Here is a 23,133-nt window from a genome sequence, read left to right as displayed (position 1 = left end):
ATCATGGCTAGGCCAGAGGGAGAAGCGGGTTTCACGCTGGTAGAGGTGGTGATCGTCATCGTTCTGGTTATGATCCTTGCTGCCACGGCAATGACCCGTGCGGGGAACATGACCGGAACGAGGGCGGCCGCTTCCGCCCGCAAGCTCAGATCGGACGTCGCCTATGCACAGCAACTGGCGATGATTAGCAACCAGCGGTATCGGGTCTATTTCAATGCCGCGCCGGCGCCTGCGAGCGGCTACGCCGTGGTCAATGATGCCAACGGGAATGGCACCTGGGGAGAGGCGGGGGAGGTTGCGACCGACCCCGCCGACAGCGCTGGAACCCTCTCGATTACCTTGAACACAGGCAATTATGCCGGCATTACAATCTCCAGCATCGGTTTTGCCGGGTCGTATGTGGAATTTAATAGTCTCGGCGTTCCCTTCGAATCGGCCGGCGGGGCATCGACAACGGCATTGACGGCATCCAGGTCGGTAAGCATTACGGGAGGCGGAGTCACCCAGTCGGTAACGGTGCTGCCGGTAACAGGAAACGTTGGATAGCATCGATGAATGGGAAAGCAACATTGATTGAATGGCGTCTGATGTCGGAGCGGGGTTTCACACTCATTGAGGTCATTCTCTTTATTATTATCCTCGGTCTCGCTGCAGGTGTGCTGGTCCCCCTGACCATCAGTATTCAGGGAAGTCCGCAGCCGGCTACAGCTCAGAGAGGAATTTTCTTGGCACAGGCGGAACTCGAACAGGTGATTGCGCAAAAACGGACGAGCGGCTTTTCCGCCGTTGCGACGGGCACCTGCAGCGGGGCGATGCCGGCCGGGTATACTTGCAGCCGGACCGTCTGCTACGTCTCGGCGGCCAGTCTGAACAATACCGCTGCCTGTGGAACCGCTACCGATTATAAACGGGTCGAGGTGACGATTACGAATGCCTCCATCGGAAGTATTAAGGGCGTGACGCTTTTAACAAACTCTTAGAAATGGATTCGATTGTGTTGAATCGACAGAGCCGGGGAAGGAGCCAAGATAAACAGCAACTCAAGCAGGTCGAATGGAGCAGATCTAGTTTACAGCCGGCTGATCAGCGAGGTTTTACGCTGATTGAGTTCGTCTTGGCGATCACTTTGATTGGTATTGTCGGAGGGATGGGTTCCATGTTTTTTTCTCGGGGACTGAATGCATTCACTGCACAAGGAGCGCGCGCCGACATCTCGAATCAAGGACGTCTTGCTGTAGAGCGAATGGTGCGCGAGATCCGGATGGCTCGATCCAGGACGGTCACCGATCTCCCCGGATGCTGCAGCGCCGCGACGCTCAGCTTCGTCGATGTTACTGGGACTACCGTTACCTTCGCAAAGTCTGGAAACACGATCACTCGGAATGGGACGATCTTAGCGGCGGGCGACGCGATAGCCTTGTCCTTTTCGTATTATCAGACAGACGGGGTGACTGCTGCAACGACGGCGGCGGCAGTCTGGAGTATGGGTATCAGTCTAACAGTGACTAAACAGGGTGAATCGCAGCTATATCAAGTTCGTGTTCACCCGAGGAACTTCGTATGAGTGGGGCCCTCTTAAAGACGGAGAAAGGGATTGTACTCGTCGCCGCGATTTTTTTGATTGTCATTTTCGGTTTCCTCGGGATCACCGCCGTTTCTCTAATCGGCACGCAGGGATTCACCGCTGCGAATGAAGTGAGGTCAGATCAAGCCTTTTTCATTGCAGAAGGGGGGGGAGAGTACGGCCAATTGGAGATGATGAAGAACCTCGACTGGTATCGCAGTACGGTCGATCCAGTCTTAATTCCTGCCATGAATCTGGGGGCAGGCACATTCAATGTCAGTATTAACTTGCCGGCGACCATGCTCCGGACGCGAATTCCGACCGGTACGTCTACCACACCCATCCAGGTCTACACCGCTAGCCGTTTCCCAAGCACCGGATACTTGCAGGTTGATGACAGCATTACGACGGGTGAGTTTATTCAGTATACCGGAATCAGCGGCAATACATTTACAGGAATCACGCGTAATGTCTCTATCGGAGGGACCGGCGGGGCGGCGGGCGACCATGACCGGGGCAACCGGGTCTATCCAGTGACAACCCTGACGACAGCCCTTTCGAATGACTGTAACCCGTTATCGACCCTCTCGCTGGCGGCCCATCCAAAGTTTCTCAGTGCCGGAACGATCGATATCCAGGAAGAGGAGGTCTCCTACACCGGGTCGAGCACATCCGGTGGAACCCTCACCCTCACCGGTATCTCCCGCTGTCAGAATGGAACTACTTCCACTGCGCACGCATCGGGCGTGCCGGTCACACCGATGCTAATTGATGGCTTTGCGCCTGATTTCCAGTCGGAATTGGTTTCCACCGGGTCGGTCAGCCTTGTATCAGGGAGCGCGGCCCGGGTAGTGCTCAAAATGGTGGAGAGATGACGGAGAGAAAGATGAAGAGGGGTGGATTTTGGAAGCCTTCACATTCGTCTTCAGGTAAAGCGGGACATATCGTTCTCACATTTGCGATTGTCTCTCTTCTGATTATTTCTTCCACGCTGGTTTGGGCCCAATTTGGCGGAGGCGGCGGGGGGGGTAGCACGACCGGCTTCACGATTACCCAGATCAGCCCGTCTTTGGGAAGCGATGTGGCTATGGGGAACACTGCCACATTCGTTTTCCAGATTAAAAATACCTCATCGAGTAAGGTTATCAGCCAGGTTCGATTTCAATTGCCGTCGCCGGGGAGTACTTTTTCGTCCGGTACCGCGGCACCGGCCAACTGGTCCCGCACCTCGTTTAGCGCCTCTTCGGTAACGTTTCAGGCCAGCAACTCGTCAAATGGGATTGCACCGAATGCCACATTGAATTTTACCCTCCTCCTGGCCGTACGGTCCACCAGTCAGGATGTAACGGAGACACTTAGCAATGTGAAGGCTACCTATTCCGACTCGGGCTCGGGGCGCTGGCGCTGGTCCGGATCAAATAGTAGTAGTAGCACAATCTATACGCCGGGATCGTGGAAAATAAAGTCGCTACTGGCCTCCTTTCAGATCACCGATACGCTCGGCAATCCAATTACGGCGACCCGAGACGGCGTTCAATTCAGACTGATTATGACTGTTACAAATCGGTCGACTGTGACACAGTCCAGCATTGTTACCTTCCAGAATCCGCCGACTGTGACAGGCACCACACAAGCAGGTGCGAGCCTCAACTCGACCCAATATAATCCAAATCCACTGAATCTGACAGCGGGAGCCTCGGGAACAATTACATTTACTTATACGGGTACATTGGGAGGGACGTCGACGAGTGGAACAGTCACTTTCAGCGCTTATGCCAAAAATAGCAGTGGCAATGCGACGTCTTCGCCGGTTTCTTCGATTACATTTGGGGTGAGCCGCTTTTTTGCGAACCTGGCGGTCAGTCCAACCTGTGCCTATCTTGGACAAGATATTACGGTGACCATGGCGCTGACAAATACCTTCTCGGGGCCACCACCAACAAATAATATTACCAATGTCACGCCGACGCTGACATTGCCGGGAGCGCCAGCTACGCTAGTTTCTGGGCCGACACCGGCTGCGCCGAGTGGGCCGGTTGCCTCTGCGGGAGGAACGTTTGTCTTTAGCTGGACTTATCGTCCTTCCGGAGGAAATCTAGGGGACTCCGTTATCTTCTCCGGCTTTGCCACTGGGACGAAGGGCGGCGCCACAGTAACCACGCCAAACTCCCCAACTCCTTCTGTATCTTCAGTTTTCGGCGGCTATACCATCACGGTCGATCCGACCGATACAAATGCATCGAGCACGAATCAGGCGGTGAGCTGGACTTTCGTCAATCAGGGGTGTGCCGCGGTTAAAAGTGTCTCGATTTCCTATCCGGCCGGCTGGTCGTATGGAGGAGATGCCTACTCTCTCATCGAAAATAGCGCGGGGAATCTTATCGAGACTTGGACCGCGTCGGGCACAAACCCGGTGGTCTTTACGGCACCTTCCGTGGCCGAGCGGTTGATGATAGGAGGAGCCGGAGATTTTAGATTGGTCTTTACCGGCACCCCGGCGACGACTGGGGTTAGCTCTTTTACATCGATTATCACGGATGCAAATGATAGAGCGGATACGGATGTGATACCGATTACGGTGAATCCGTTTAATTCCGATTCGTTAAATGAGTCCGACATCAAAACATACCGCGAAGATTTTCGATGAGGGATAACCTGACAGCCTTTAAATAGGATTATCTTCAATTGAAACGTGGTGAGCAATTTTTGAATCGTCCATCTTTAGAGAAATAGATTTATTACTCACTTAAGTATAACGGTAAATGAAAACATCGGAAATTCTGCAACAGATCAATATCCCGCGACACAAGCTCTACTATCTGGAGCAGAAGGGATATGTCACACCACAGCGGATTCCAATGGGTGATCTGGAGACACGAGAATATAGTCGGGAAGATTTAACTAAGATCAAGTTCATCTGGAAATATTTAATGTTGGGGTTCAAGCATAAAGTGGCCTATGAAATGGCAATGAAAGAACTCGCCTCGATAAATGGGACGAATGGAAAAGGAGCTGCTTCCAACGGAGTGTTGGAGGCTTAGAAGAAGGAGAGGTCGCTTGAGCTGGGAGTGGTTACCGTTTCATAAGCCGTTTTGGGGAGTTGACATCGGGGCGAGCTCGGTGAAGGTGGTCCGGCTTTGCCGAACGCGCCGGAAGGTGAAATTACTTGACATCGGGATCAAGGAGTTACCTCCTGAGCAGGATTTCCGCCAGGAGAGCATCGCGGCGGCTCTCGAAGAGTTGATCAAAGAGAAGAAGCGACCAAAGGCAATCGTCAATTTTTCTGGTCCGGCTCCTTTAATCCGATATTTGACCCTTCCCGAGATGCCGAAAGAAGAGCTCGCGGAAGCGGTGAAGTGGGAGGCAAAAAAATTAATCTCATTCCCGATGGAGGAGATGATCCTTGATTATATCATCGCCGGAGGGCGGAAAGAACGAGAGACGAAGCGGTATGATTTAGTTCTTGTCATTACCGAGAAGAGTCTACTGAGGGGGCAATTGGATTTGATGCAGCGATTGGGTTTGGAGGTTGTGGCGATCGACGTCAACCCGCTCTCTTTATTAAATACGGTTCGACTTAATTATGGGAATGAACTGGCCGGCAATTTCATCTATATCGATATCGGCGCTGTAAAGACCGATATTACCGTCCTCAAAGACGGGGTTCTCCGGTTTACGCGGAGGATTGAAATGGGAGGAGCACAAGTGACTCGTCGGCTGGAGCAGGAACTGAGTCTCTCTAATGAAGAAGCGGAAAAATTAAAGCGGGAAAAAGGATTCGGTGCGGAAGAAGCGGCCCAAACCATCATCAAAAGCGAAATTGATCGTTTCATCGTGGAGATTCAACGGTCGATCGACTATTACCGTGCTCAGTTCCGAGAAGGGGTCTTCAAAAAAATGGTCCTGATGGGAGGGGGGGTGCTTCTGCCTGGGTTTTCCGATTACTTCGGAAGTTATTTCGAGGCCGATATGGAAATTGACGACCCTTTTGCGGAGATCGACAAATCTGAATCGGCCGGCGCTATACGGGCAATCGCGCCAAGGTTCTCAAGCGGAATCGGCTTAGCGCTTCGTTCCCACGCTTGATTAACCAGCATTTCACTCGGCCAGAGAGGTTTAATGAAAGAGCATATCAATCTATTCCAACCGAATCTTCTTGAAGGAAGGGTTCAATCGAAATCTTCTCGCCGCAGGGGGTGGATTGTCGCGTCGATGTCTCTTTCGATTCTTCTATTGATCGCCTTCTATGTTGACGATGAGAAGAAGCAGATATCTCTGAAAAGGGAAGTGGATGCCATTCTACAACAACGTGAGCAACTTCAGCAGAAAATCTCCTCACTCACTTCTTCACTCACTCCTATTGATAACATTCTGGAGGAAACAACCCTAAAAAAAAGTAGAGGGTTGGAGTCACTTTTAAAAGAGAACATCGTCTGGTCCAGGGTCTTGGTCGAAGTCAGCCGGATTGTGCCGGAGGGGGTCTGGGTTACTCAATTTGAGAACAATGCTGCCGAAGGGGTCCGTGTCGATGGATTTACCTTGTCCTATCAAAAGGTCACCGACCTGATCTCCTCAATGGAAGGCTCCCCCTTGTTTCAGGATGTGCTACTCGACTTTTCAAGGCAGAATCCGGCCGAGCGACGGGTTGATTTTTCAATTCATGCCAAATTTAGGAATATAACTTACGGGAAGCATCTGGAGAAAGAATGAGCGTACTGAGCCAGCTTCAATGGTCAAAACTATCCCGAAGAGAGCGGATCCTCTTCGTGACGACCGTCATGGTAGCCCTGTGCATGCTGATCATTTTTGTTCTTCAGCCTCGAGTCGTAGAACGCCGAAAGCTCGACAGTCAGAAAAAGACGCTCCAGCAGGAAATCTCGGCCCTCTCATCTGCTCTTCCCATCCTGCTTCAGAGAGCCGAAGCGGAAAAAGCAAACCCTCCTTCAAAGCCACGGCCCGAACTGGTGGAGGCTTCTCTCTCTTCTATCCTGGATGAGATTGGCCGAAAGGCTCGGATGCGAGAGGTGCAGGTCATCGAGCTCAAACCGAGTTTGCCAGAGACCAAGGAAGGGATTGAAGTGTTACCGATTCAAATGAAAACGCGCTCCCGATTTTTTAGCTTAGGAGATTATATCGCGGCATTGGAAGGGCTTCCGCGTCCGATTGCCATTACACGGCTCAAGATCGAATCAAGAACAGAGACGAGTCCGGAAGTGGCTGCCGAGATGACGCTTTATATTTATAAAAAGAGGGGGATATGAAAAAGAGTCTTCTCACTTTCTTTTTGGCCCCTTTTTTCATGATCTACTTAGTCCAGTTAATCTATGCCGCCGAAGGTGAGATGTCGCTGATTGATCTTAACCGTAATTTCTTGGAGGAAAGACGAGGCACCATTGAGTGGGGACGGGATCCGTTTATCCTTCCGGTGAAGCCGGCTTCAATCGCGCCGATAAATAATACGGAAAGCGACGATGGAAAAGCGCTGTCTCTCAGCGCGGTGATCTATCGCGAAGGGGAAGGGACAGCGATCATTAATCATCGGATCGTCCGTAAAGGCGATCATGTGGAGGGAATGATCGTTGATGAAATTCTTCCAGATCGGATTTTCCTAAAGTCAGGGTCCAAGGTAATTGAACTGAAGGTCGAGAATTTTGTATCAAAATAATTAGGTTTGCTCTGCGGAGGCTTCAATGAGGTTACATTTAGATATTCGATTGAAATCAATTGCACTCATAATCCTCATCTATCTCGTCTGCGGAGAAGCGCCCTCCTTTGGCGCCTCAGACCTAGGGTCTAAGGAAGAGGCCGGCCGGTCGGCGATCTCAGTAAAAAGAAATGCTTCCTCCTTTTCATTGGAGTTTCGAAATGCCGAACTGAAAGATGTTCTTCGTGCCCTCGGCCAGGAGAATCATCTGAATATTATCATCAGTGATGACGTCGATGGAAAGTTGACCCTCAGCTTCCGGGATGTAACATTCGAAGAAGCTTTGGAGGCGATTTTGAAAATTAACAATCTCACCTCTTTCCGTGAGGGAGATATCATCCGGGTAATGAAGTCTCCTTTCGGTGAAGGAGAGGCCGATCTTGCGACGCGGATTATCCCCATCCATTTTGCCAATGCCAAAGAAACCCAAGACAGCGTCAAAGGACTCTTGACCAAAAAAGGAAGCTTGACGGTTGATACCAGAACGAATGCCCTCGTGGTTCGAGATTATACCTGGAACATGGCCAAGATCATGGAAATTGTAAGACAATTGGATGGAAAGACCCCGCAGGTCATGATTGAAGCGCGAATCGTTGAGGTGAATTCCAATTTTACGAGGGAGTTGGGTGTCCAGTGGGGGGGTAAGGCTTATGACGCCGGGGCCTCGGGTTCTATGCGAGTGACAGGGGCCACTGGAAATCCAGTCGGAAGCGGAGGGACCCCGGGTATCCTGACGGGGGGAACCGGTCTTTCGGGAAATAGTCTGGCCGTAAACCTTCCAGCAGCAGTCGGTGTCGGATCGGGCGGTGCGCTCGGTTTTACCTTCGGCAATATCGGATCGACCCTTCAGCTTGATCTCCAACTGTCGGCGATGGAGGATACAGGAAAAGGGAAAATTCTCTCAAATCCTCGCATTTTAACACTGAATAATAAGGAGGCAAAGATTTCGAACGGAACCGAAATACTCATTCCGACCACATCGATTCTGTCGACCGCATCCTCTCCAGGCACGACCAGCGCCGGCGCAAGTGCCACTACAGGGGTGACCGTGATCAATGCGAAATTGGAACTCACCGTAACGCCGCATATCACGCCCGATAATCAAATCCTCATTCATGTAAAAACAGACAAAAAGGATCCCGATTTCAATCGACAGATCCAGAACATCCCTCCTCTGACTACCCGGACGGCAGAGACCGATCTGTTGGTAGGAGATAAGGAGACGGTGGTCATCGGCGGAATCTACACCCGAAATGAATCCCAAGGGGAGAAAGGGGTCCCGTGGCTCTCCAAAATTCCGATCTTGGGTTGGTTATTTAAAAAAGAAACGAAAACCGATATTCAAAATGAACTCTTGATTTTTCTGACGCCGACCGTCTATAAAGGAGAAGGTGAGAGTGTTTCGAAACAAGAGTTGTCGGCCGTTTCGGGCCGGGAATAAAAATATGGTTTTTAGCCGATTTCCTTTTAAGTCATCACTCTGGGTGAGATGGATGAAATAATGGTGCTGGTAACGACTTCTTCTAAAGAAGAAGGAGAGAAGATCGGACGTGCTCTTGTCGAGAGGCGGCTGGCCGCCTGTGCCAATATTGTTCCTTCAATCTCATCGATATTTTCTTGGGAAGGAAAAATAAACCGTGAGCAGGAATCGCTCATGATCCTAAAGAGTAAGAGGGGGTGTCTCGCACAGCTCATAGAGGAAGTGAAACGACAACATTCTTATTCCGTTCCCGAAATCATTGCCCTCCCCATTGTTGACGGCTCTCCTGAATATTTGAAGTGGATCCGAGAGAATACCGAGTCAACCTAACTCCTTCTTCACTTCTCGAGACGCCGTCATGGAGTTTCTTAATGTTCTCTATTTATTTTCAATTTTTTCTAAATTTCTGAATAGTGGAATGGGATTGTGCAAAAGTATGGCCAGGGATGCCGTTTGATCCTTAATAGGATTAATGCATTTTTGTCCTTGACAAGAGATAAAAAGTTGATAAATTAGGGGCAACAGAAGCAGAGGCCGATTGCCTATATTGAAATCGGGAATCATCCCAGTGAATCCTATGGTCGTTTGGTATCTCAAACTTGACAAAAGGGAAAATGCTGTGATACCATCCCGGCCAAATTTTTAGGAGAGACGTAATGGGAAACGATAACGACTCCTATACGATTGTAATTCTTCCAAGTCCCACCGCAGAGCCATATCGTTTTTCGTTGAGCAAAAAGACCTGCAAATACCTGATGGGATTCTCGTCCGTGTTGACGCTTGTCCTCACAGGGTTTTTTGTACAGTATGTCCTCATGCTCGGTCAAATGACCGAGCTAAAAGACCTCCGAAAAGAAGCCAAAACGCAAAAAATTCAGATTCAGAGCTTCCTCACGACGATTGATGATTTGAAGAAACAGATGAACCGCTTAATTGAATTAGATCAAAAATTACGCGTCATCACCGATATTGGACCACGTAAGGAAGTAGGCATTATAGGACAGGGAGGGCCTGAAGAAGTGGGCCCTGCTCATTCGGACGCCTCCCGGTTAATGGGATCGATTCAGTTGGACCTCGGCGATCTTCGAGCGAAAGCCGTTGCACAAGAAAAAAGTTTTCAAGAATTAACGGAAGCAGTTCAAAGCCGCCAATCTTTATGGGCTTCCACCCCCTCCATCTGGCCGACCACTGGATGGCTCACCTCCGGTTTTGGGAATCGTATTTCTCCTTTTACGGGAAGAGTCAGCATGCATAATGGTGTTGATATTGCCTCCCGCCAAGATACCCCTGTTATTGCGCCGGCCGCTGGGATCGTGAGTTACACCGGCTTTGACAGCGGACTTGGGAAGCTTGTCAAGCTCAATCATGGATATGGACTTGCAACCTATTACGGCCATCTCGCGAAGGCCGCAGTTAAAGTTGGACAGAAAGTGAAGCGGGGAGATGTCATCGCTTATGTTGGAAGCACCGGCCTCTCCACCGGACCCCACCTCCATTATGAAGTTTACGTGAATGAAGTGCCCGTCAATCCGATGAGATATATCTTGAATTAAGGAGATTCAGGAGAAGGGAGGTCTCCTTCTCTTTGAAAGGGGGGAGGGACTGCGCGGGTCTCTCTCTGAATTATCAACACCCCATCCTGATTTAGGCCGGACAGGCTGGTTAAGATGGGCAGGAGGAGGGTTCGAGGTCAGATGGCGGTGAAAGGGAAAGTGAAGTGGTTTAACGAGAAAAAGGGGTATGGGTTTATTGAACGGGAAGAGGGGGGAGATGTATTCGTCCACTTCTCGGCAATCAAGGGGGAGGGGTTCAAGACTTTAGCTGAGGGACAGACGGTTGAGTTTGAGATTATCCAAGGCGAGAAGGGTCCTCAAGCGGCCAACGTTAGCAAAGAATAGAATAAAGAATTCCCGACCCCGACAAGAACGACTTGTCGGGGTTTTTTTTTGAACGCGTAGTAACTGCAACCGTTCTATGTTATAATCAGAGCATTTTCAAACCGTTTATCTGGAATTAGGGATCAGAATGTTAGAACTAATAAGAAAAGTGATCGGCAGCAGGAATGATCGGGAACTCAAGCGGATGTGGCCGATCGTTGCAAAAGTCAATGCGCTTGAGCCGTCGATCATCCCTCTTTCGGATGAAGGCTTGCGGGAGAAGACCGTCGGTTTTCGGAGTTTTCTCGCGGAAGGCTCACCTTCGGATGAGGAATTATTAGCGCGGCTCAATACCATTTTGCCGGAGGCCTTCGCCGTGGTTCGGGAAGCCTCCAAACGGGTCCTGGGTATGCGCCATTTCGACGTCCAAATCTTGGGAGGAATCACCCTGCATGAGGGTAAAATCGCCGAGATGAAGACCGGAGAAGGGAAAACGTTGGTCGCCACCCTTCCGGTTTATCTCAATGCGCTCACCGGACGGGGGGTTCATGTCGTCACAGTGAACGACTATTTGGCAAAAAGAGACTCCCAATGGATGGGCGAGATCTATCGATTCCTCGGATTGTCGGTCGGGATCATTCAGCACGATTCAACCGATCAAGAACGGCAGAGCGCTTATGGATCCGATGTCACCTACGGAACCAACAATGAATTTGGATTTGACTATCTTCGCGACAATATGAAGTTCGATCCCCAAAGCTTTGTCCAGCGCGAGTTGAATTTTGCGATTGTCGATGAGGTCGATAGCATTTTAATCGATGAAGCAAGAACGCCGCTGATTATTTCAGGTCCTTCCGAGGAATCAACCGAGCTCTACTACCGGATCAACCAAATCATCCCTGCGCTGAAGCATGAAAAAGATTACACCATTGAAGAGAAAACGAAGACGGCGACCCTAACCGAAGAGGGAAACGCCAAGGTTGAACAGCTGCTTGGGGTAGACAACCTCTATGACATCACGAATATCTCTTTGGTTCATCATGTTCTTCAGGCGCTCAAGGCGCATACCCTCTTTAAGAGAGATGTCGATTATGTAGTCAATGACGGTGAGGTGATCATCGTCGATGAATTCACCGGCCGGCTGATGCCGGGGCGGCGTTGGAGCGACGGCCTCCATCAGGCGGTGGAGGCGAAAGAGGGGGTCAAGATCGCCAATGAAAACCAGACCCTCGCCACCATCACTTTTCAGAACTATTTTCGTCTTTACAAGAAGTTGGGGGGAATGACCGGGACTGCCGATACCGAAGCGGCGGAGTTTTCTAAAATTTACAACCTAGAGGTCTTGGTCATTCCGCCGAATCGTCCCATGGTCCGGAAAGACCTCTCCGATGTCATTTATCGAACCGAAAAGGAAAAGTTTGACGCGATCGTCGAAGAGATCATTGAGTTAAATAAAACGGGCCATCCCGTTCTGGTCGGAACGATCTCGATTGAGAAGTCGGAGCATCTGGCGACCTTCCTGAAGCGGAAGGGGATTCCGCATGCCGTTCTCAATGCAAAATATCATGAGAAAGAGGCGGAGATCGTCGCCCAGGCAGGGCGCAAAGGGGCGGTCACCATTGCCACCAACATGGCGGGCCGCGGCACCGATATCCTGTTGGGCGGGAATCCCGAATTTCTCTTCAAGCAATACCGCTTGCAACATCCCGACGCGGAGCCGGATGCCCTCGGCGCCGCAAAGGAAAAGATCAAGTCGACGTGCGAGAGCGAAAAGCAGGAGGTGATTGCCGTCGGGGGCCTGCATATCATTGGAACCGAGCGGCATGAATCCCGGCGTGTCGACAACCAGCTGCGCGGCCGGTCTGGCCGACAGGGCGACCCCGGCTCTTCTCGCTTTTATCTCTCCCTTGAAGACGATCTTCTTCGGATCTTCGGCTCGGAGCGGATCTCAAATCTGATGGGCCGCCTCGGGATGGAAGAGGGGGTGCCGATCGAGCATCGGATGGTGACCCGGGCGATCGAAAACGCGCAGAAGCGGGTCGAGGCGCACAACTTCGATATTCGAAAACAGCTGATTGAATATGACGACGTCATGAACAAGCAGCGGACCGTCATCTACAATCGCCGCCACGAGGTTTTCTCGGGGGGGAATATTCAAGAAGACACACAGGAGATGATTGTAGAGCAGGTCGATGACATTTTGGAGACCTACTGCTCGGAAGAGATCCATCCGGAAGAATGGGACGCGGACGGCCTGCTGGAGGCGCTCTCTCATCGGTTCTCCCTCTCCCTCTCTAAGGAAACGTTTGGCTTCCCTAACATCGGAAGAGAGGCTCTGAAAGAGGAGATCCTCAAACAGGTTCATGAAACCTACCGGAAGAAGGAAGCGGAAATCAGCGCCGAACTGCTCCGCCACCTCGAGCGGCAGATCTTCCTACGGATGATCGATACCCATTGGAAAGACCATCTCCTCGCGATGGATTCTCTAAAAGAGGGAATCGGTCTTCGCGGATACGGACAGAAGGACCCGCTCAGCGAATACAAACGCGAAGGGTTCGAGATGTTCTCGGAAATGATCGGTCGAATCAAGCGGGATACCGTCGAGCATCTCTTCCGCGTGCAGGTGATGCGGGAAGAAAGGATGCCGGTCGCCCCCGTCTTCCCTCAACCCCAGGAAATGCAGCTCAACCGGGGAGAGCCGGAGACGGCCCAAACCACCCAACGGTCCGGAAAAAAGATCGGAAGGAATGATCTCTGCAGCTGCGGAAGCGGAAAGAAATATAAGAAGTGCCACGGAAAATAGATGTAAAGAAAAGGAGCGATAAAAAACCGCCTTCCCCGCGCGGCTCGCTCCGCCCAACCCCTGAAGCTCAAAATCGTCTTCTGACCGAAGAGAACACCCGCCTTAAACGAGAGCTCCGTCAAAAAACACGGGAGTTGACCTACTTCATCAACGTCGGCAAGGCCCTTACCTCGACCCTTGAGCTGAATAAGGTGCTTCGCGTCATCATGGGAACGGCACAGAAAATGGTTCGCTGTGATGCCTGGTCGCTCCTCTTAAGCGATGGGGTGCGTAATGAGCTCTATTTCGAGCTGGCAAAAGGGATCAACCCGAAATCACTCAAAAGCGCTCGCTATAAACTCGGTGAAGGACCGATGGGATGGGTCGCTCAGCAAGAGAGCCCCCTGCTGATCGCCGATTTTACAAAGGAGGCGATGTTTCAGCGGAGTGAGTTTTATCCTCATACCCGGGTGAAATCGGTTCTCGCCGTTCCAATCGTCAGCAAAAGAAAGGTCATCGGGGTGATCCAGATGGTAAACCGCTCGGATCGGAAGCCATTCGATGAAACCGACCTTCACCTTTTGCTCAAGTTGGTCGATCAGGCGGCGCTGGCGATCGAGCGATCGTCACTCTATCAGCGGATGTCCGACCTGGCGATCACGGACGACCTGACGCAGCTCTACAACTTCCGGTTTCTTGATCAGACATTGGATATCGAGATTAAGCGGGGGCAGCGATACGGCTCTTCCATTTCGCTGATCTTTCTCGACATGGACCATTTCAAAATGGTGAACGATCACCATGGCCACTTGATGGGAAGCCAAGTGCTGGTGGAGGTCGCTCAGCTTCTGCGGAAGAGCCTCCGGGAGGTCGATATCATCGCGCGGTATGGAGGAGACGAATTCGTCGTCGTCCTGCCGGAAACGAACGTCGAGACCTGTTCCCGAATCGCCCACCGGGTGCGGAATGCCATCCGCTCGCATGAATTTCTCAAAAAAGCAGGACTGTCGATCCACCTCTCGGCCAGCTTCGGGATTGCCGGATTTCCCGAGCATGCTAAAAACAAGACCGACCTGATTCGCCTGGCCGACCAGGCGATGTACAAGGCGAAGGTGATGGGCCGCGATCGAATCTTCTTGGCTTAGATTCCCCGTTTCCAAATCCTCTCGAAGATTTCTACCGACGACTTAGAACGGAAACCCTCCTGCAACGTAATAATGGATCTTCTTCTCGGATTCAATGACGGGGCCGACCGGAATGGCGACATCCAGCCGGACAATTGTTGGATAAAAGCCGAGCGCATCGATATACCATCGAATCCCCATCCCGATATCTTTTTTATAGTCGGACGGTTGAAAGACGTTTCTGGAATCGGTGACCGTTCCGAGATCAGCGAAAAGCGCTCCCAGCAGGGTATGGGTGTGCGCCATCCCAATCAGGTTGATGTCGCTCTCATAAAATAGGGGAAAGCGATACTCCGCAGAGAGGAGAACGATATTGTCTCCTTCGTATCGCAGCGGGGTAAAACCGCGCATTCCCTGATCGCCTCCCAGGAAAAATCGGCTGTTTTGGAAAAGGTTCCCAAAAGATTGTCCAATCATCGCATGGGTGCCGATCTCATGATAATTCGCAAAGGAGAACGTCCGGTGCATATCGACCACGGCGGTGAAGAGATGTTCATATTTCCCCCCCGTGAACCGCTGATCGTATCCAAAACCGATGCTGAATCTGGGATATCGTCCGGTTAGCCGTTGAATCGAACTGACCAAAAGGGTGTTATTGGGATAACTCAGCGAGTAGCCGAGGTGAGCGACACCCGCCGGGTCTTCCTTCGGTTTGTCTTTGGGTGTCTGGGGACCTTGATAGGAGAGTCCGACGCTGATGGTATGGCTGTTCTTAAAGATATGGCTGAAATCGAGTTGGGTTCCGCTTCCGACATCCGAATGGGAGAAACCGAAACCGATCCGATTCTTATTATCATAGACCGGCTGAAAAAGCAGCCCCGCTTCGTAACTGAGGACATGGGTGTTGATGTTATAACTGCCGCCGAAGCGATTAAGAAGAATTTTCCAGAGTCGGGGAACGCGGTTGTTTAGACGGTTCGGATCGCTCGACTCGCGGTGGGGATCGAGCTCCACCACGTCAATAGGGGAGGGGGTGATTAAAACCTCTTGATGCACCCCTTGATCCCCTTCCCAGACCAGCGGAATTTTCGAACCGTTCTCCTGGGTGACCAAGATTTCAAGCGGTTCAATCCCCTCGCCATGTTTCTTGATCGTAAGGGTGGTTTTGTATCCCTCTTCGATGTGTTCTTTCTCGATCTTCTCGATTCCAAAGTCGAGAACCGGATTGGACATCAGCCACTGTTCGAAAAACCAGTCGAGTTTTTTCCCTGAGATCTGATAAAGCACTTCTCTAAAGGAGACCTTCTCCCCCGCTTCGATTTTTCTCCTGTAGTCTTCCACCGCCCTTTGAGTGGTCTCATGCCCCAGAAGATTTTCCAGCTTGGAAAAAATGGCTGTCCCCTCGGGCCGGGGGTGATTGAAGAGCTGGATATCTTCGTTGACGGCCTGGGTGACCCGCTCTCTAAAATAGATCTGCCGAAGCGGAATGTCTTTAGAATAAAGGATCTGATCGATTAATGGGATAAATGAGATCGGACTGAGCCACTTTTCAAGGCTGGGCGGACCCCCATATCTTGTCCGGACGAATTGACTGACCTCGAAGTCGGCCAACCCCTCAATGACCCAACTCTCTTCCCAGGGGAGCCGTTCGCGCCAGAGCAGGAGGAAAACACTCCTCGCGATGCTTCCCTCATGAAACCGCTTCAGCAGCGGAAAAACCTTATAGATTCGATGGCTGATATACAGAAGATTCGATCCGGAAGCGACCAAGTCTTGATATAGATACGATTCGACCATCTCTAAACGGGTCGGCGGAAGCGGTCCGACCCGTTTTAAAAAATGGGCGGTCGCCTCTTCGGCAATCTTGAAGACCTGTCTCGCATAGGCTTTGTCGTGATGGTGGAAATGATAAACCAGATCAACCGAGCCGACCTTTCTCTCTTTTTTGACCAGGTCTTTCCCAATGGCGAGGGAAACGGTGGCAAGGACATCCGATTGCAGCAGAAAAGTGACTTCGGACCCCTCCTCGTTTTCGCGCTCCGACGGTACCGGGGTAATTAGATCGAGGTGTTCGTTCAAGGTAAAATGAATGCGGTATCGGCTCGGGCGCGGCGGGAGGAGGAAGTTCCACTTTCCGTCAAAATAAGGAAGATAAGGATGCCATCCTCCTTGTAGGGTGACGAGGTTCCGATATTGGCCGAAGACACCATACTTTTCCGGAATCGTTGTGACAAAATGGACCAGAAAATCAAACTGAGCCTTTGGCTGGATTGGGATGGGAAGGCGGATTTTCATCAAGATCCGCTTCTTAAAAAGGTCGGGAAAGTAGGGAAGGTTCTGCCCCCTCATGTCTTGGATCGACGTGATGACCTGCTCTCCGGAGTTAAAATTGACTGGATAGGCCTGCTTATAAAAGGTCGGGTCGACGTCAGGGTCTTTTTCAAGATAGAGGTTCGGATAAAGAAAAAGGTAGAGCTCGGAGAGCGGCTCCGTTCCGTCGTTGGTAATCGTAATTTTTTCCGATCCATAGATCCGACGATCTTCTTCGGAGTAGGCCGCCACAATATCATATTGAGGTGGGGCGGCGTCGGCAGGGAGAATGTCGAAAAAAAACAAAAAAATCGGAAGGAGTAGGATAATCATTTTGGCTTAGCTCATTATAACACTTTTGCCGGTCCCGGATGAAATCATGAAATAAATGTAGAAACATTTCTGAGGTGAGAGGTGAATTTGATTCCTTTTATCGTTTCCGGTAAAGTGATGCCATGTCGAAACCGGAGCTGGTCGCCATCCTGCGCGAGGAGATCACAAAGAAAGGACCGATCCCTTTTGTACGCTTTATGGAAACGGCGCTCTATCATCCGGAATTCGGCTACTACACGTCGGCCGGAGAGAAGATCGGTCCCCGGGGCGATTTCTACACCAGCAGCTCCGTCCATCCGATTTTTGGGGAGCTCCTCGCAAAACAGTTTTTGCAAATGTCGCTCGCCTTGGGGGACGACGGAAGCGGTTTTACCTGGGTCGAAATCGGCGCCGGAAAAGGAACCCTTTGTGCCGACATCCTCACCGCGCTCCAGCAGGCGTCTCCTCTTTTTTTCAATCAGCTCCGCTATATCATTGTGGAAAAGAGTCCCGCGCTTCGCGAAAAACAGATCGAACGGCTGAGGCCGCGTTTCCCTGACCGGGTGGAGTGGGAGGAAGAAGTCCCGAGCAATCTGACCGGCATCGTCTTCTCGAATGAGCTGATCGATGCCATGCCGGTGCATCGTCTCCGAATCGAAGGGGCCGCAATTCAGGAGATCTACGTCGATTTCAAAGAAGGCCGCTTTGTCGAAACGCTCGGCCCTCCTTCCACTCAGAGACTCCTCGATTATTTGGGAAGGCTGGCTGTTGAGTTCGACCGGCCGACCGAAATCGAAATTAACCTGGATGGGCTTGACTGGATCGGTCGGATTGGTCGGGCAATCGATCGAGGGTTTTTGGTCACGATCGATTACGGCTACCCGGCGGAGGTGCTCTATACCCCCCGTCGGCCCCGAGGAACCTTCCTCTGCTACTACCGCCACCAAACGAATGAAGCACCCTATGATCATATCGGCGAGCAGGATATGACGGCACATGTCGATTTTACCTCGCTCGCCAAGGCGGGGGAGTCGGTCGGTCTCTCGGTGATCGGTTTCACCGACCAGACCCATTTTTTAATGGGACTGGGAATCGCGCAGCGGATGGAGCGGTATGCGGCGGAGATGGATCGGTCGGAAGAGGCGAAGAAAGAGTTCATCGCCATGAAGCAGCTGATGGCGCCGGAGCGGATGGGAGGGGTCTTCAAATTATTGATCCAAGGGAAAAATATCCCGCCGGGGATATCGTTGGAGGGACTCCAATTTAAACCTTTTTTTAAGCTCTTGACATTAATTTTTTTCTTCTTTATTATGTGAAACCTACTGTCTTTGTGGAGGTTTAGGAGACAACGGTGTCGACCGACCTTATCCCTGTCAATTACCTGCCAATCGTTGTATTTATCGCCATTGCATTCGGCTTCGGCGCGGTCACCATTTTAATCGGATACCTCGTTCGTCCCAGCAAGCCTTACAAAGAGAAGCTATATGCATATGAGAGCGGCATTCACCCCCTCACCGATGCGCGGCAGATGTTCCCCCTCCGCTATTATATGATTGCCATGCTCTTTGTGATCTTTGATATCGAAGTGGTCTTTCTTTACCCCTGGGCGGTGGCTTTCCAAAAGCTGGGTCTTTTTGCTCTGATTGAAATGATTGTTTTCTTGGCGATTCTTTTCGTCGGCTATTTCTATGCTTGGAAAAAAGGAGCCCTGGAATGGGATTGATGGATCGTCAGTTTGAGTCGAACATCGTCACCGCCTCACTCGACTCCTTGGTGAATTGGGCTCGGAAATCGGCCTTATGGCCGATGACATTCGGGCTTGCGTGTTGTGCGATCGAGATGATCGCCTCGGTTTCCTCCCGGTACGATATCGACCGGTTTGGAGCCGGCGTTTTCCGGGCCTCTCCACGGCAATCCGACCTGATGATCGTGGCCGGAACGGTCTGTCGCAAGATGGCCCCGGTGATCCGACGAATTTACGACCAGATGCCGGAACCGCGGTATGTGATTTCGATGGGCTCCTGCGCCACCTCGGGGAATATCTATAATAGCTACAGCGTGGTGCAGGGGGTCGATCGGTTCGTACCCGTCGATATCTACGTCCCAGGCTGCCCGCCCCGTCCTGAAGCCCTGTTCGCGGGGATCTTACGGCTTCAGGAAAAAATCATGGAACAAAAGGTTTTTACCAAATAAACCGGCTTCGCGGGGATGAGGCGTTTCCACCCTTGCCTCCATTAATTAAAGAATATGCATCCGATTGCCCAGAAAATTGAAGCGCAATTCCCGGAGGCCTTCGTGGAAGCGAAGGAGGCGCTCGGGGAGCTCTCCCTCTCAATCAAGCGGGAAAAAGTGGTCGAAGTCTGCCGGTTTCTCCATGACACGCCGGAGCTTTCTTTTGTCATGATCACCGATATCTGTTCGGTCGATTTTCCCAATGAAACGCCGCGGTTTGAGATGATTTATCAATTTTATTCCGTGAGCCGAAACCATCGGATCCGGATCAAAGCACGCGTTCCCGAGGAGGATTGCACAATCGATTCGGTCACCGGCATTTGGAAGGGGGCCGATTTTATGGAGCGCGAGGTCTACGATATGATGGGGATTGTCTTCAACAACCATCCCGATCTCCGCCGGATCTTGATGACCGAAGATTATGATGAAGGTTTCCCCCTTCGGAAAGATTTCCCGGTCGAGGGGAGAGGCTGGCGGGATACCTTTGAGTTTTTAGAGCAAGAATAACGTTTATCCAAGCGTTTATCTGAGATAGAACAATGGAAGAAACCCAGGAAAGTAAAAAAATCGAGGCGCTCCCCCAGATCGCCCCTTACAACGATGAGGATGAGTTCGATCAAGACCTCACCCCGGAGAAGGGGGTAAAGCGGATCGAGGACATGCTCCTCAACATGGGGCCGCAGCATCCCTCGACCCATGGGGTGCTCCGAATCGTCCTTGAGCTGGAAGGAGAGACGATCGTCAAGGCGACCCCTCATCTCGGCTACCTTCACCGGGGCGTCGAGAAGCTCGCGGAGAACTCGACCTATACCCAGATTATCCCCCTGACCGACCGGCTTGACTACGTCTGTGCGATGACGAACAACTATGCCTTCGTCCGGACGGTGGAGAAGCTCCTTCAGGTCCAGGTGCCGGAGCGGGCGGAATATATCCGGACCATTGTCGCGGAAGTCCAGCGGATCGCCGGCCATCTCTTTTGGCTCGGCACCCAGGCGCTCGACGTCGGCGCGATGACCGTCTTCTTCTACACCTTCCGAGAGCGGGAGGTGTTGCTTGATCTCTTTGAACTAATCTGCGGCGCGCGCCTCACGATGAGCTATTACCGCGTCGGCGGGGTCGATCGTGATTTCACCTCGGAGATCATCGACCGGCTTTACAAATTTTTGGAGACCTTTCCCGAAAAGGTAATTGAATATAACGCCCTCCTTGAAACCAATCGGATCTGGATCGCCCGAACCAAAGGAATCGCCCTGATTTCGGCGGAAGATGCGATCAACTTCAGCCTGACCGGACCCCCCTTGCGCGGGTCGGGGGTCAACTACGACATCCGGAAGGCCGAGCCGTATGGGGTCTACGACAAGGTCGAATGGGAGGTCCCGCTCGGGAAAAACGGCGACACCTACGACCGTTATTGGATCCGGGTCGAGGAGATGCGGCAGAGCGCAAAGATCGTCAAGCAGTGTCTGGACCGGCTGCCGCCGGGGCCGTTCATGGCCGATCTCCCGATGATCACCTATCCGCCGCGCGACAAGATCCTCACCGACATGGAGAGCCTGATCCATCACTTCATGATCGCCACCCGCGGCTTCGACGTGCCGGAGGGAGAGGTCTACTGCGGAACGGAAGCCCCGAAGGGGGAGCTCGGCTTTTATATCCGGAGCATGGGAGGAAACAAACCGTACCGGTTGCGGATCCGTCCCCCCTCTTTTATCCATATGGGGGCGTTCGATCACATGGCGCGGGGTTACATGATCGCCGACATCGTCACCATTTTCGGCACCTACGACATCGTGATGGGAGAATGTGACAGATAGGCGAGTGCGGATTGCGGAGTTTAAGAGAAAAATAGATGAGACTCAAAGTTCTTTCTGAAAAAGCCAAGGCCGCCATCGAGGCGGAGTTTCCCAAATATCCGGACAAGCGGTCGGTGCTGCTCGCGGCGCTTCGGGTCGCTCAGAACGAGGTCGGCTATCTCTCCGAGGCGGCCATGATCGATGTCGCCGAGCTGTTGGAACTCACCCCGGTCCAGGTCTATGATGTCGCGACCTTTTATACCCTCTTTAATTTAAAGCCGGTCGGGAAGCATCTGATCCAAGTCTGCAAAACCCTCTCCTGCGCGCTGGTCGGCGCCGGATCGGTCATCGAGCATCTTCAAGATCGACTCGGAATCAAGGTCGGAGAGACGACCCCCGACGGCGTTTTCAGCCTGCGGCTGGTCGAGTGTCTCGCCTCCTGCGGGACCGGGCCGATGATGCAGATCAACAACCGTTATTATGAGAATCTCACCTCCGAGAAGATCGACCGGATCTTGGACGATCTCCGACGGGAGGGGAAGAGCGCCTTGGCCACCGGGCCGTTTCAGCTGCCGGTGCTGGGAGGGAAGTCTTGATGCCGAAGTACGAACCGATTTTGCTGAAGAACATGTCCCAGCCCGGATACACCGGGACGCTCGATCAATACCGCCAGACCGGCGGCTATACCGCCTTCGAGAAGGTCCTCAAGGGGATTCCGCCGGCGGAGGTGATCGACATCGTCAAGAAGTCGGGCCTGCGCGGACGGGGCGGGGCCGGTTTCCCGACCGGAATGAAGTGGAGCTTTATCCCGAAAGACCATCCCGGGCCGAAGTACCTCTGCTGCAATGCCGACGAAAGCGAGCCGGGAACCTATAAAGACCGCCAGCTGATTGAGAACGATCCGCACCAAATGTTGGAAGGAATCGGGATCGCCTGTTATGCGATCGGCTCACACAATGCCTACATCTATATTCGAGGGGAGTTCGACCTCGGGGCGGAGATTATTCAACGGGCGATCGAAGAGTCCTATGCGGCAAAGCTCTTTGGGAAGAATCTCTTCGGAACCGGGTTCGATCTGGACGTCGTGCTCCATCGGGGCGCGGGCGCCTATATCTGCGGCGAGGAGACGGCGCTGTTGGAATCGGTTGAGGGAAAGCGGGGGAAGCCGAGAACCAAGCCCCCCTTTCCGGCGACCCATGGCCTTTACCAGAAGCCGACCGTGGTGAACAACGTCGAGACTCTGGCGAACATCCCTTACATCATCAACCGCGGCCCGGAATGGTACGCGGCGCTCGGCACGCAGAAGAGCACCGGGATGCGTGTTTTCTGCGTCAGCGGGCATGTGAAGCGGCCCGGCAATTATGAAGTTCCGATGGGAATTTCGCTTCGGGAGATGATCTATGAGCATGCCGGGGGAATCCGCGGCGACAAGCGGCTGAAGGCGATCATCCCCGGCGGTGCGTCGGCGCCGTTTTTGACCGAGGCCCATCTCGATACGAAGATGGATTTTGAATCGATCGCCCAGGCCGGCTCGATGCTCGGATCGGGGGCGGTGACGGTGATGGATCAAGACACCTGCATGGTCTGGGCGGCGATGAACCTGATGGAGTTCTTCAATCACGAGTCGTGCGGCAAATGCACCCCCTGTCGCGAGGGGAGCGGCTGGCTCTTGAATATCTTGCGCCGGATCGAGATCGGACAGGGCCGGATGGAAGACCTGGCCTTGCTGGTGAGCCTCTCCAAGCGGATCGAAGGGCGGACCGTCTGCGCCTTCGGCGACGCCGAAATCTCGCCGGTCCTCTCGACGCTGAAGCATTTTAGGGAAGAATACGAGGCGCACATTCAGGAGCGGCGCTGCCCGTTCCGTCCCAACGCCGCGCTCGTGATGGCGGGATCGCATTAGGCATTCGGTTAAACGTCGTTCCCGAAACGTTGAAGCGGGCGAGATGCTTCAG

The 23,133-nt window shown here is 52.3% G+C and carries 24 protein-coding genes; 23 read left to right on the top strand and 1 reads right to left on the bottom strand.

Annotated features, from left to right (window positions below; genetic code table 11):
- Positions 1 to 3 precede the first annotated feature (3 nt).
- The 16 genes from HY282_13680 (at position 4) to HY282_13605 (ending at position 14,552) form a co-directional block, all read left to right on the top strand.
- A complete protein-coding gene (locus tag HY282_13680; protein ID MBI3804802.1) occupies positions 4 to 546 on the top strand; it encodes a prepilin-type N-terminal cleavage/methylation domain-containing protein in 543 nt (180 codons plus the stop codon).
- Positions 547 to 551: 5 nt separating this feature from the next.
- Positions 552 to 980, top strand: coding sequence for a hypothetical protein (locus tag HY282_13675; GenBank protein MBI3804801.1), 429 nt, complete (start codon positions 552 to 554; stop codon positions 978 to 980).
- Between the two features lie 17 nt (positions 981 to 997).
- Complete coding sequence (locus HY282_13670) at positions 998 to 1,564, top strand: prepilin-type N-terminal cleavage/methylation domain-containing protein (GenBank protein MBI3804800.1); 567 nt, start codon at positions 998 to 1,000, stop codon at positions 1,562 to 1,564.
- Positions 1,561 to 2,439 carry a hypothetical protein gene (locus tag HY282_13665; GenBank protein ID MBI3804799.1) on the top strand — a complete coding sequence of 293 codons (879 nt, stop codon included), beginning with the start codon at positions 1,561 to 1,563 and terminating at the stop codon, positions 2,437 to 2,439. Before HY282_13670 ends, HY282_13665 begins: the two co-directional genes overlap by 4 nt.
- An 11-nt stretch (positions 2,440 to 2,450) precedes the next feature.
- The gene (locus HY282_13660; protein ID MBI3804798.1) at positions 2,451 to 4,211 is read left to right on the top strand and encodes a hypothetical protein; all 1,761 of its coding nucleotides are present in this window, start codon (positions 2,451 to 2,453) and stop codon (positions 4,209 to 4,211) included.
- 115 nt (positions 4,212 to 4,326) lie between these two features.
- Positions 4,327 to 4,605 (top strand): MerR family transcriptional regulator, encoded by a 279-nt coding sequence (locus HY282_13655; protein MBI3804797.1) that lies wholly within the window; start codon positions 4,327 to 4,329, stop codon positions 4,603 to 4,605.
- A gap of 16 nt (positions 4,606 to 4,621) precedes the next feature.
- Complete coding sequence (gene pilM / locus HY282_13650; GenBank protein MBI3804796.1) at positions 4,622 to 5,650, top strand: type IV pilus assembly protein PilM; 1,029 nt, start codon at positions 4,622 to 4,624, stop codon at positions 5,648 to 5,650.
- A 147-nt stretch (positions 5,651 to 5,797) separates the two neighbouring features.
- Positions 5,798 to 6,274: a PilN domain-containing protein gene (locus tag HY282_13645; GenBank protein ID MBI3804795.1), complete on the top strand. Its 477-nt coding sequence runs from the start codon at positions 5,798 to 5,800 to the stop codon at positions 6,272 to 6,274.
- Positions 6,271 to 6,825, top strand: coding sequence for a type 4a pilus biogenesis protein PilO (pilO, locus tag HY282_13640; protein MBI3804794.1), 555 nt, complete (start codon positions 6,271 to 6,273; stop codon positions 6,823 to 6,825). The genes HY282_13645 and pilO overlap by 4 nt, the downstream gene beginning before the upstream one ends.
- An 80-nt stretch (positions 6,826 to 6,905) precedes the next feature.
- Positions 6,906 to 7,229, top strand: coding sequence for a hypothetical protein (locus HY282_13635; protein MBI3804793.1), 324 nt, complete (start codon positions 6,906 to 6,908; stop codon positions 7,227 to 7,229).
- Positions 7,230 to 7,254: 25 nt separating this feature from the next.
- Positions 7,255 to 8,709 (top strand): type IV pilus secretin PilQ, encoded by a 1,455-nt coding sequence (gene pilQ, locus HY282_13630; protein MBI3804792.1) that lies wholly within the window; start codon positions 7,255 to 7,257, stop codon positions 8,707 to 8,709.
- A gap of 48 nt (positions 8,710 to 8,757) precedes the next feature.
- Positions 8,758 to 9,078 carry a divalent-cation tolerance protein CutA gene (locus tag HY282_13625; protein ID MBI3804791.1) on the top strand — a complete coding sequence of 107 codons (321 nt, stop codon included), beginning with the start codon at positions 8,758 to 8,760 and terminating at the stop codon, positions 9,076 to 9,078.
- Between the two features lie 326 nt (positions 9,079 to 9,404).
- Positions 9,405 to 10,301 (top strand): M23 family metallopeptidase, encoded by an 897-nt coding sequence (locus tag HY282_13620; GenBank protein ID MBI3804790.1) that lies wholly within the window; start codon positions 9,405 to 9,407, stop codon positions 10,299 to 10,301.
- 141 nt (positions 10,302 to 10,442) lie between these two features.
- On the top strand, positions 10,443 to 10,646 hold the full coding sequence (locus tag HY282_13615) for a cold shock domain-containing protein (protein MBI3804789.1): 204 nt from the start codon (positions 10,443 to 10,445) through the stop codon (positions 10,644 to 10,646).
- A 127-nt stretch (positions 10,647 to 10,773) separates the two neighbouring features.
- Positions 10,774 to 13,428 carry a preprotein translocase subunit SecA gene (gene secA / locus HY282_13610; GenBank protein ID MBI3804788.1) on the top strand — a complete coding sequence of 885 codons (2,655 nt, stop codon included), beginning with the start codon at positions 10,774 to 10,776 and terminating at the stop codon, positions 13,426 to 13,428.
- Positions 13,413 to 14,552, top strand: coding sequence for a sensor domain-containing diguanylate cyclase (locus HY282_13605; GenBank protein ID MBI3804787.1), 1,140 nt, complete (start codon positions 13,413 to 13,415; stop codon positions 14,550 to 14,552). The genes secA and HY282_13605 overlap by 16 nt, the downstream gene beginning before the upstream one ends.
- Positions 14,553 to 14,594: 42 nt before the next feature.
- Here the strand turns inward: HY282_13605 and HY282_13600 are convergent, their stop codons facing one another.
- Entirely contained in the window at positions 14,595 to 17,174 is a 2,580-nt protein-coding gene (locus tag HY282_13600) for a BamA/TamA family outer membrane protein (GenBank protein MBI3804786.1), read from the bottom strand.
- A 122-nt stretch (positions 17,175 to 17,296) separates the two neighbouring features.
- On the opposite strand from HY282_13600, the gene HY282_13595 reads away from it, so the two are divergent.
- The 7 genes from HY282_13595 to nuoF are packed head-to-tail and all read left to right on the top strand — an operon-like array spanning position 17,297 to position 23,081.
- A complete protein-coding gene (locus HY282_13595) occupies positions 17,297 to 18,469 on the top strand; it encodes an SAM-dependent methyltransferase (protein ID MBI3804785.1) in 1,173 nt (390 codons plus the stop codon).
- A gap of 35 nt (positions 18,470 to 18,504) precedes the next feature.
- Complete coding sequence (ndhC, locus tag HY282_13590; protein ID MBI3804784.1) at positions 18,505 to 18,876, top strand: NADH-quinone oxidoreductase subunit A; 372 nt, start codon at positions 18,505 to 18,507, stop codon at positions 18,874 to 18,876.
- Entirely contained in the window at positions 18,867 to 19,346 is a 480-nt protein-coding gene (locus HY282_13585; protein ID MBI3804783.1) for an NADH-quinone oxidoreductase subunit B, read from the top strand. Before ndhC ends, HY282_13585 begins: the two co-directional genes overlap by 10 nt.
- Before the next feature lie 54 nt (positions 19,347 to 19,400).
- Positions 19,401 to 19,892: an NADH-quinone oxidoreductase subunit C gene (locus tag HY282_13580; GenBank protein ID MBI3804782.1), complete on the top strand. Its 492-nt coding sequence runs from the start codon at positions 19,401 to 19,403 to the stop codon at positions 19,890 to 19,892.
- Between the two features lie 32 nt (positions 19,893 to 19,924).
- Positions 19,925 to 21,199, top strand: a complete 1,275-nt coding sequence (nuoD, locus tag HY282_13575) for an NADH dehydrogenase (quinone) subunit D (GenBank protein MBI3804781.1) — start codon at positions 19,925 to 19,927, stop codon at positions 21,197 to 21,199.
- Positions 21,200 to 21,234: 35 nt separating this feature from the next.
- Positions 21,235 to 21,774, top strand: coding sequence for an NADH-quinone oxidoreductase subunit NuoE (gene nuoE, locus HY282_13570; GenBank protein MBI3804780.1), 540 nt, complete (start codon positions 21,235 to 21,237; stop codon positions 21,772 to 21,774).
- Positions 21,774 to 23,081, top strand: coding sequence for an NADH-quinone oxidoreductase subunit NuoF (nuoF, locus tag HY282_13565; protein ID MBI3804779.1), 1,308 nt, complete (start codon positions 21,774 to 21,776; stop codon positions 23,079 to 23,081). Before nuoE ends, nuoF begins: the two co-directional genes overlap by 1 nt.
- Positions 23,082 to 23,133: the final 52 nt, after the last annotated feature.

This window comes from Candidatus Manganitrophaceae bacterium, from assembly GCA_016200325.1.
In the GTDB taxonomy this organism is placed as follows: domain Bacteria; phylum Nitrospirota; class Nitrospiria; order SBBL01; family Manganitrophaceae; genus Manganitrophus.
The sequence above is the reverse complement of the archived record's forward strand: the minus strand, read 5'-3'. Positions and strand labels throughout refer to the sequence as shown.

Bases quoted from the DNA above. Each gene is read 5' to 3' on its own strand.
- HY282_13680 (MBI3804802.1), top strand. From the start codon at position 4: ATGGCTAGGCCAGAGGGAGAAGCGGGTTTCACGCTGGTAGAGGTGGTG.
- HY282_13675 (MBI3804801.1), top strand. From the start codon at position 552: ATGAATGGGAAAGCAACATTGATTGAATGGCGTCTGATGTCGGAGCGG.
- HY282_13665 (MBI3804799.1), top strand. From the start codon at position 1,561: ATGAGTGGGGCCCTCTTAAAGACGGAGAAAGGGATTGTACTCGTCGCC.
- HY282_13660 (MBI3804798.1), top strand. From the start codon at position 2,451: ATGAAGAGGGGTGGATTTTGGAAGCCTTCACATTCGTCTTCAGGTAAA.
- HY282_13655 (MBI3804797.1), top strand. From the start codon at position 4,327: ATGAAAACATCGGAAATTCTGCAACAGATCAATATCCCGCGACACAAG.
- pilO (MBI3804794.1), top strand. From the start codon at position 6,271: ATGAGCGTACTGAGCCAGCTTCAATGGTCAAAACTATCCCGAAGAGAG.
- HY282_13635 (MBI3804793.1), top strand. From the start codon at position 6,906: ATGTCGCTGATTGATCTTAACCGTAATTTCTTGGAGGAAAGACGAGGC.
- pilQ (MBI3804792.1), top strand. From the start codon at position 7,255: ATGAGGTTACATTTAGATATTCGATTGAAATCAATTGCACTCATAATC.
- HY282_13625 (MBI3804791.1), top strand. From the start codon at position 8,758: ATGGATGAAATAATGGTGCTGGTAACGACTTCTTCTAAAGAAGAAGGA.
- HY282_13620 (MBI3804790.1), top strand. From the start codon at position 9,405: ATGGGAAACGATAACGACTCCTATACGATTGTAATTCTTCCAAGTCCC.
- HY282_13615 (MBI3804789.1), top strand. From the start codon at position 10,443: ATGGCGGTGAAAGGGAAAGTGAAGTGGTTTAACGAGAAAAAGGGGTAT.
- secA (MBI3804788.1), top strand. From the start codon at position 10,774: ATGTTAGAACTAATAAGAAAAGTGATCGGCAGCAGGAATGATCGGGAA.
- HY282_13600 (MBI3804786.1), bottom strand. From the start codon at position 17,174: ATGATTATCCTACTCCTTCCGATTTTTTTGTTTTTTTTCGACATTCTC.
- HY282_13595 (MBI3804785.1), top strand. From the start codon at position 17,297: ATGTCGAAACCGGAGCTGGTCGCCATCCTGCGCGAGGAGATCACAAAG.
- HY282_13585 (MBI3804783.1), top strand. From the start codon at position 18,867: ATGGGATTGATGGATCGTCAGTTTGAGTCGAACATCGTCACCGCCTCA.
- HY282_13580 (MBI3804782.1), top strand. From the start codon at position 19,401: ATGCATCCGATTGCCCAGAAAATTGAAGCGCAATTCCCGGAGGCCTTC.
- nuoD (MBI3804781.1), top strand. From the start codon at position 19,925: ATGGAAGAAACCCAGGAAAGTAAAAAAATCGAGGCGCTCCCCCAGATC.
- nuoE (MBI3804780.1), top strand. From the start codon at position 21,235: ATGAGACTCAAAGTTCTTTCTGAAAAAGCCAAGGCCGCCATCGAGGCG.
- nuoF (MBI3804779.1), top strand. From the start codon at position 21,774: ATGCCGAAGTACGAACCGATTTTGCTGAAGAACATGTCCCAGCCCGGA.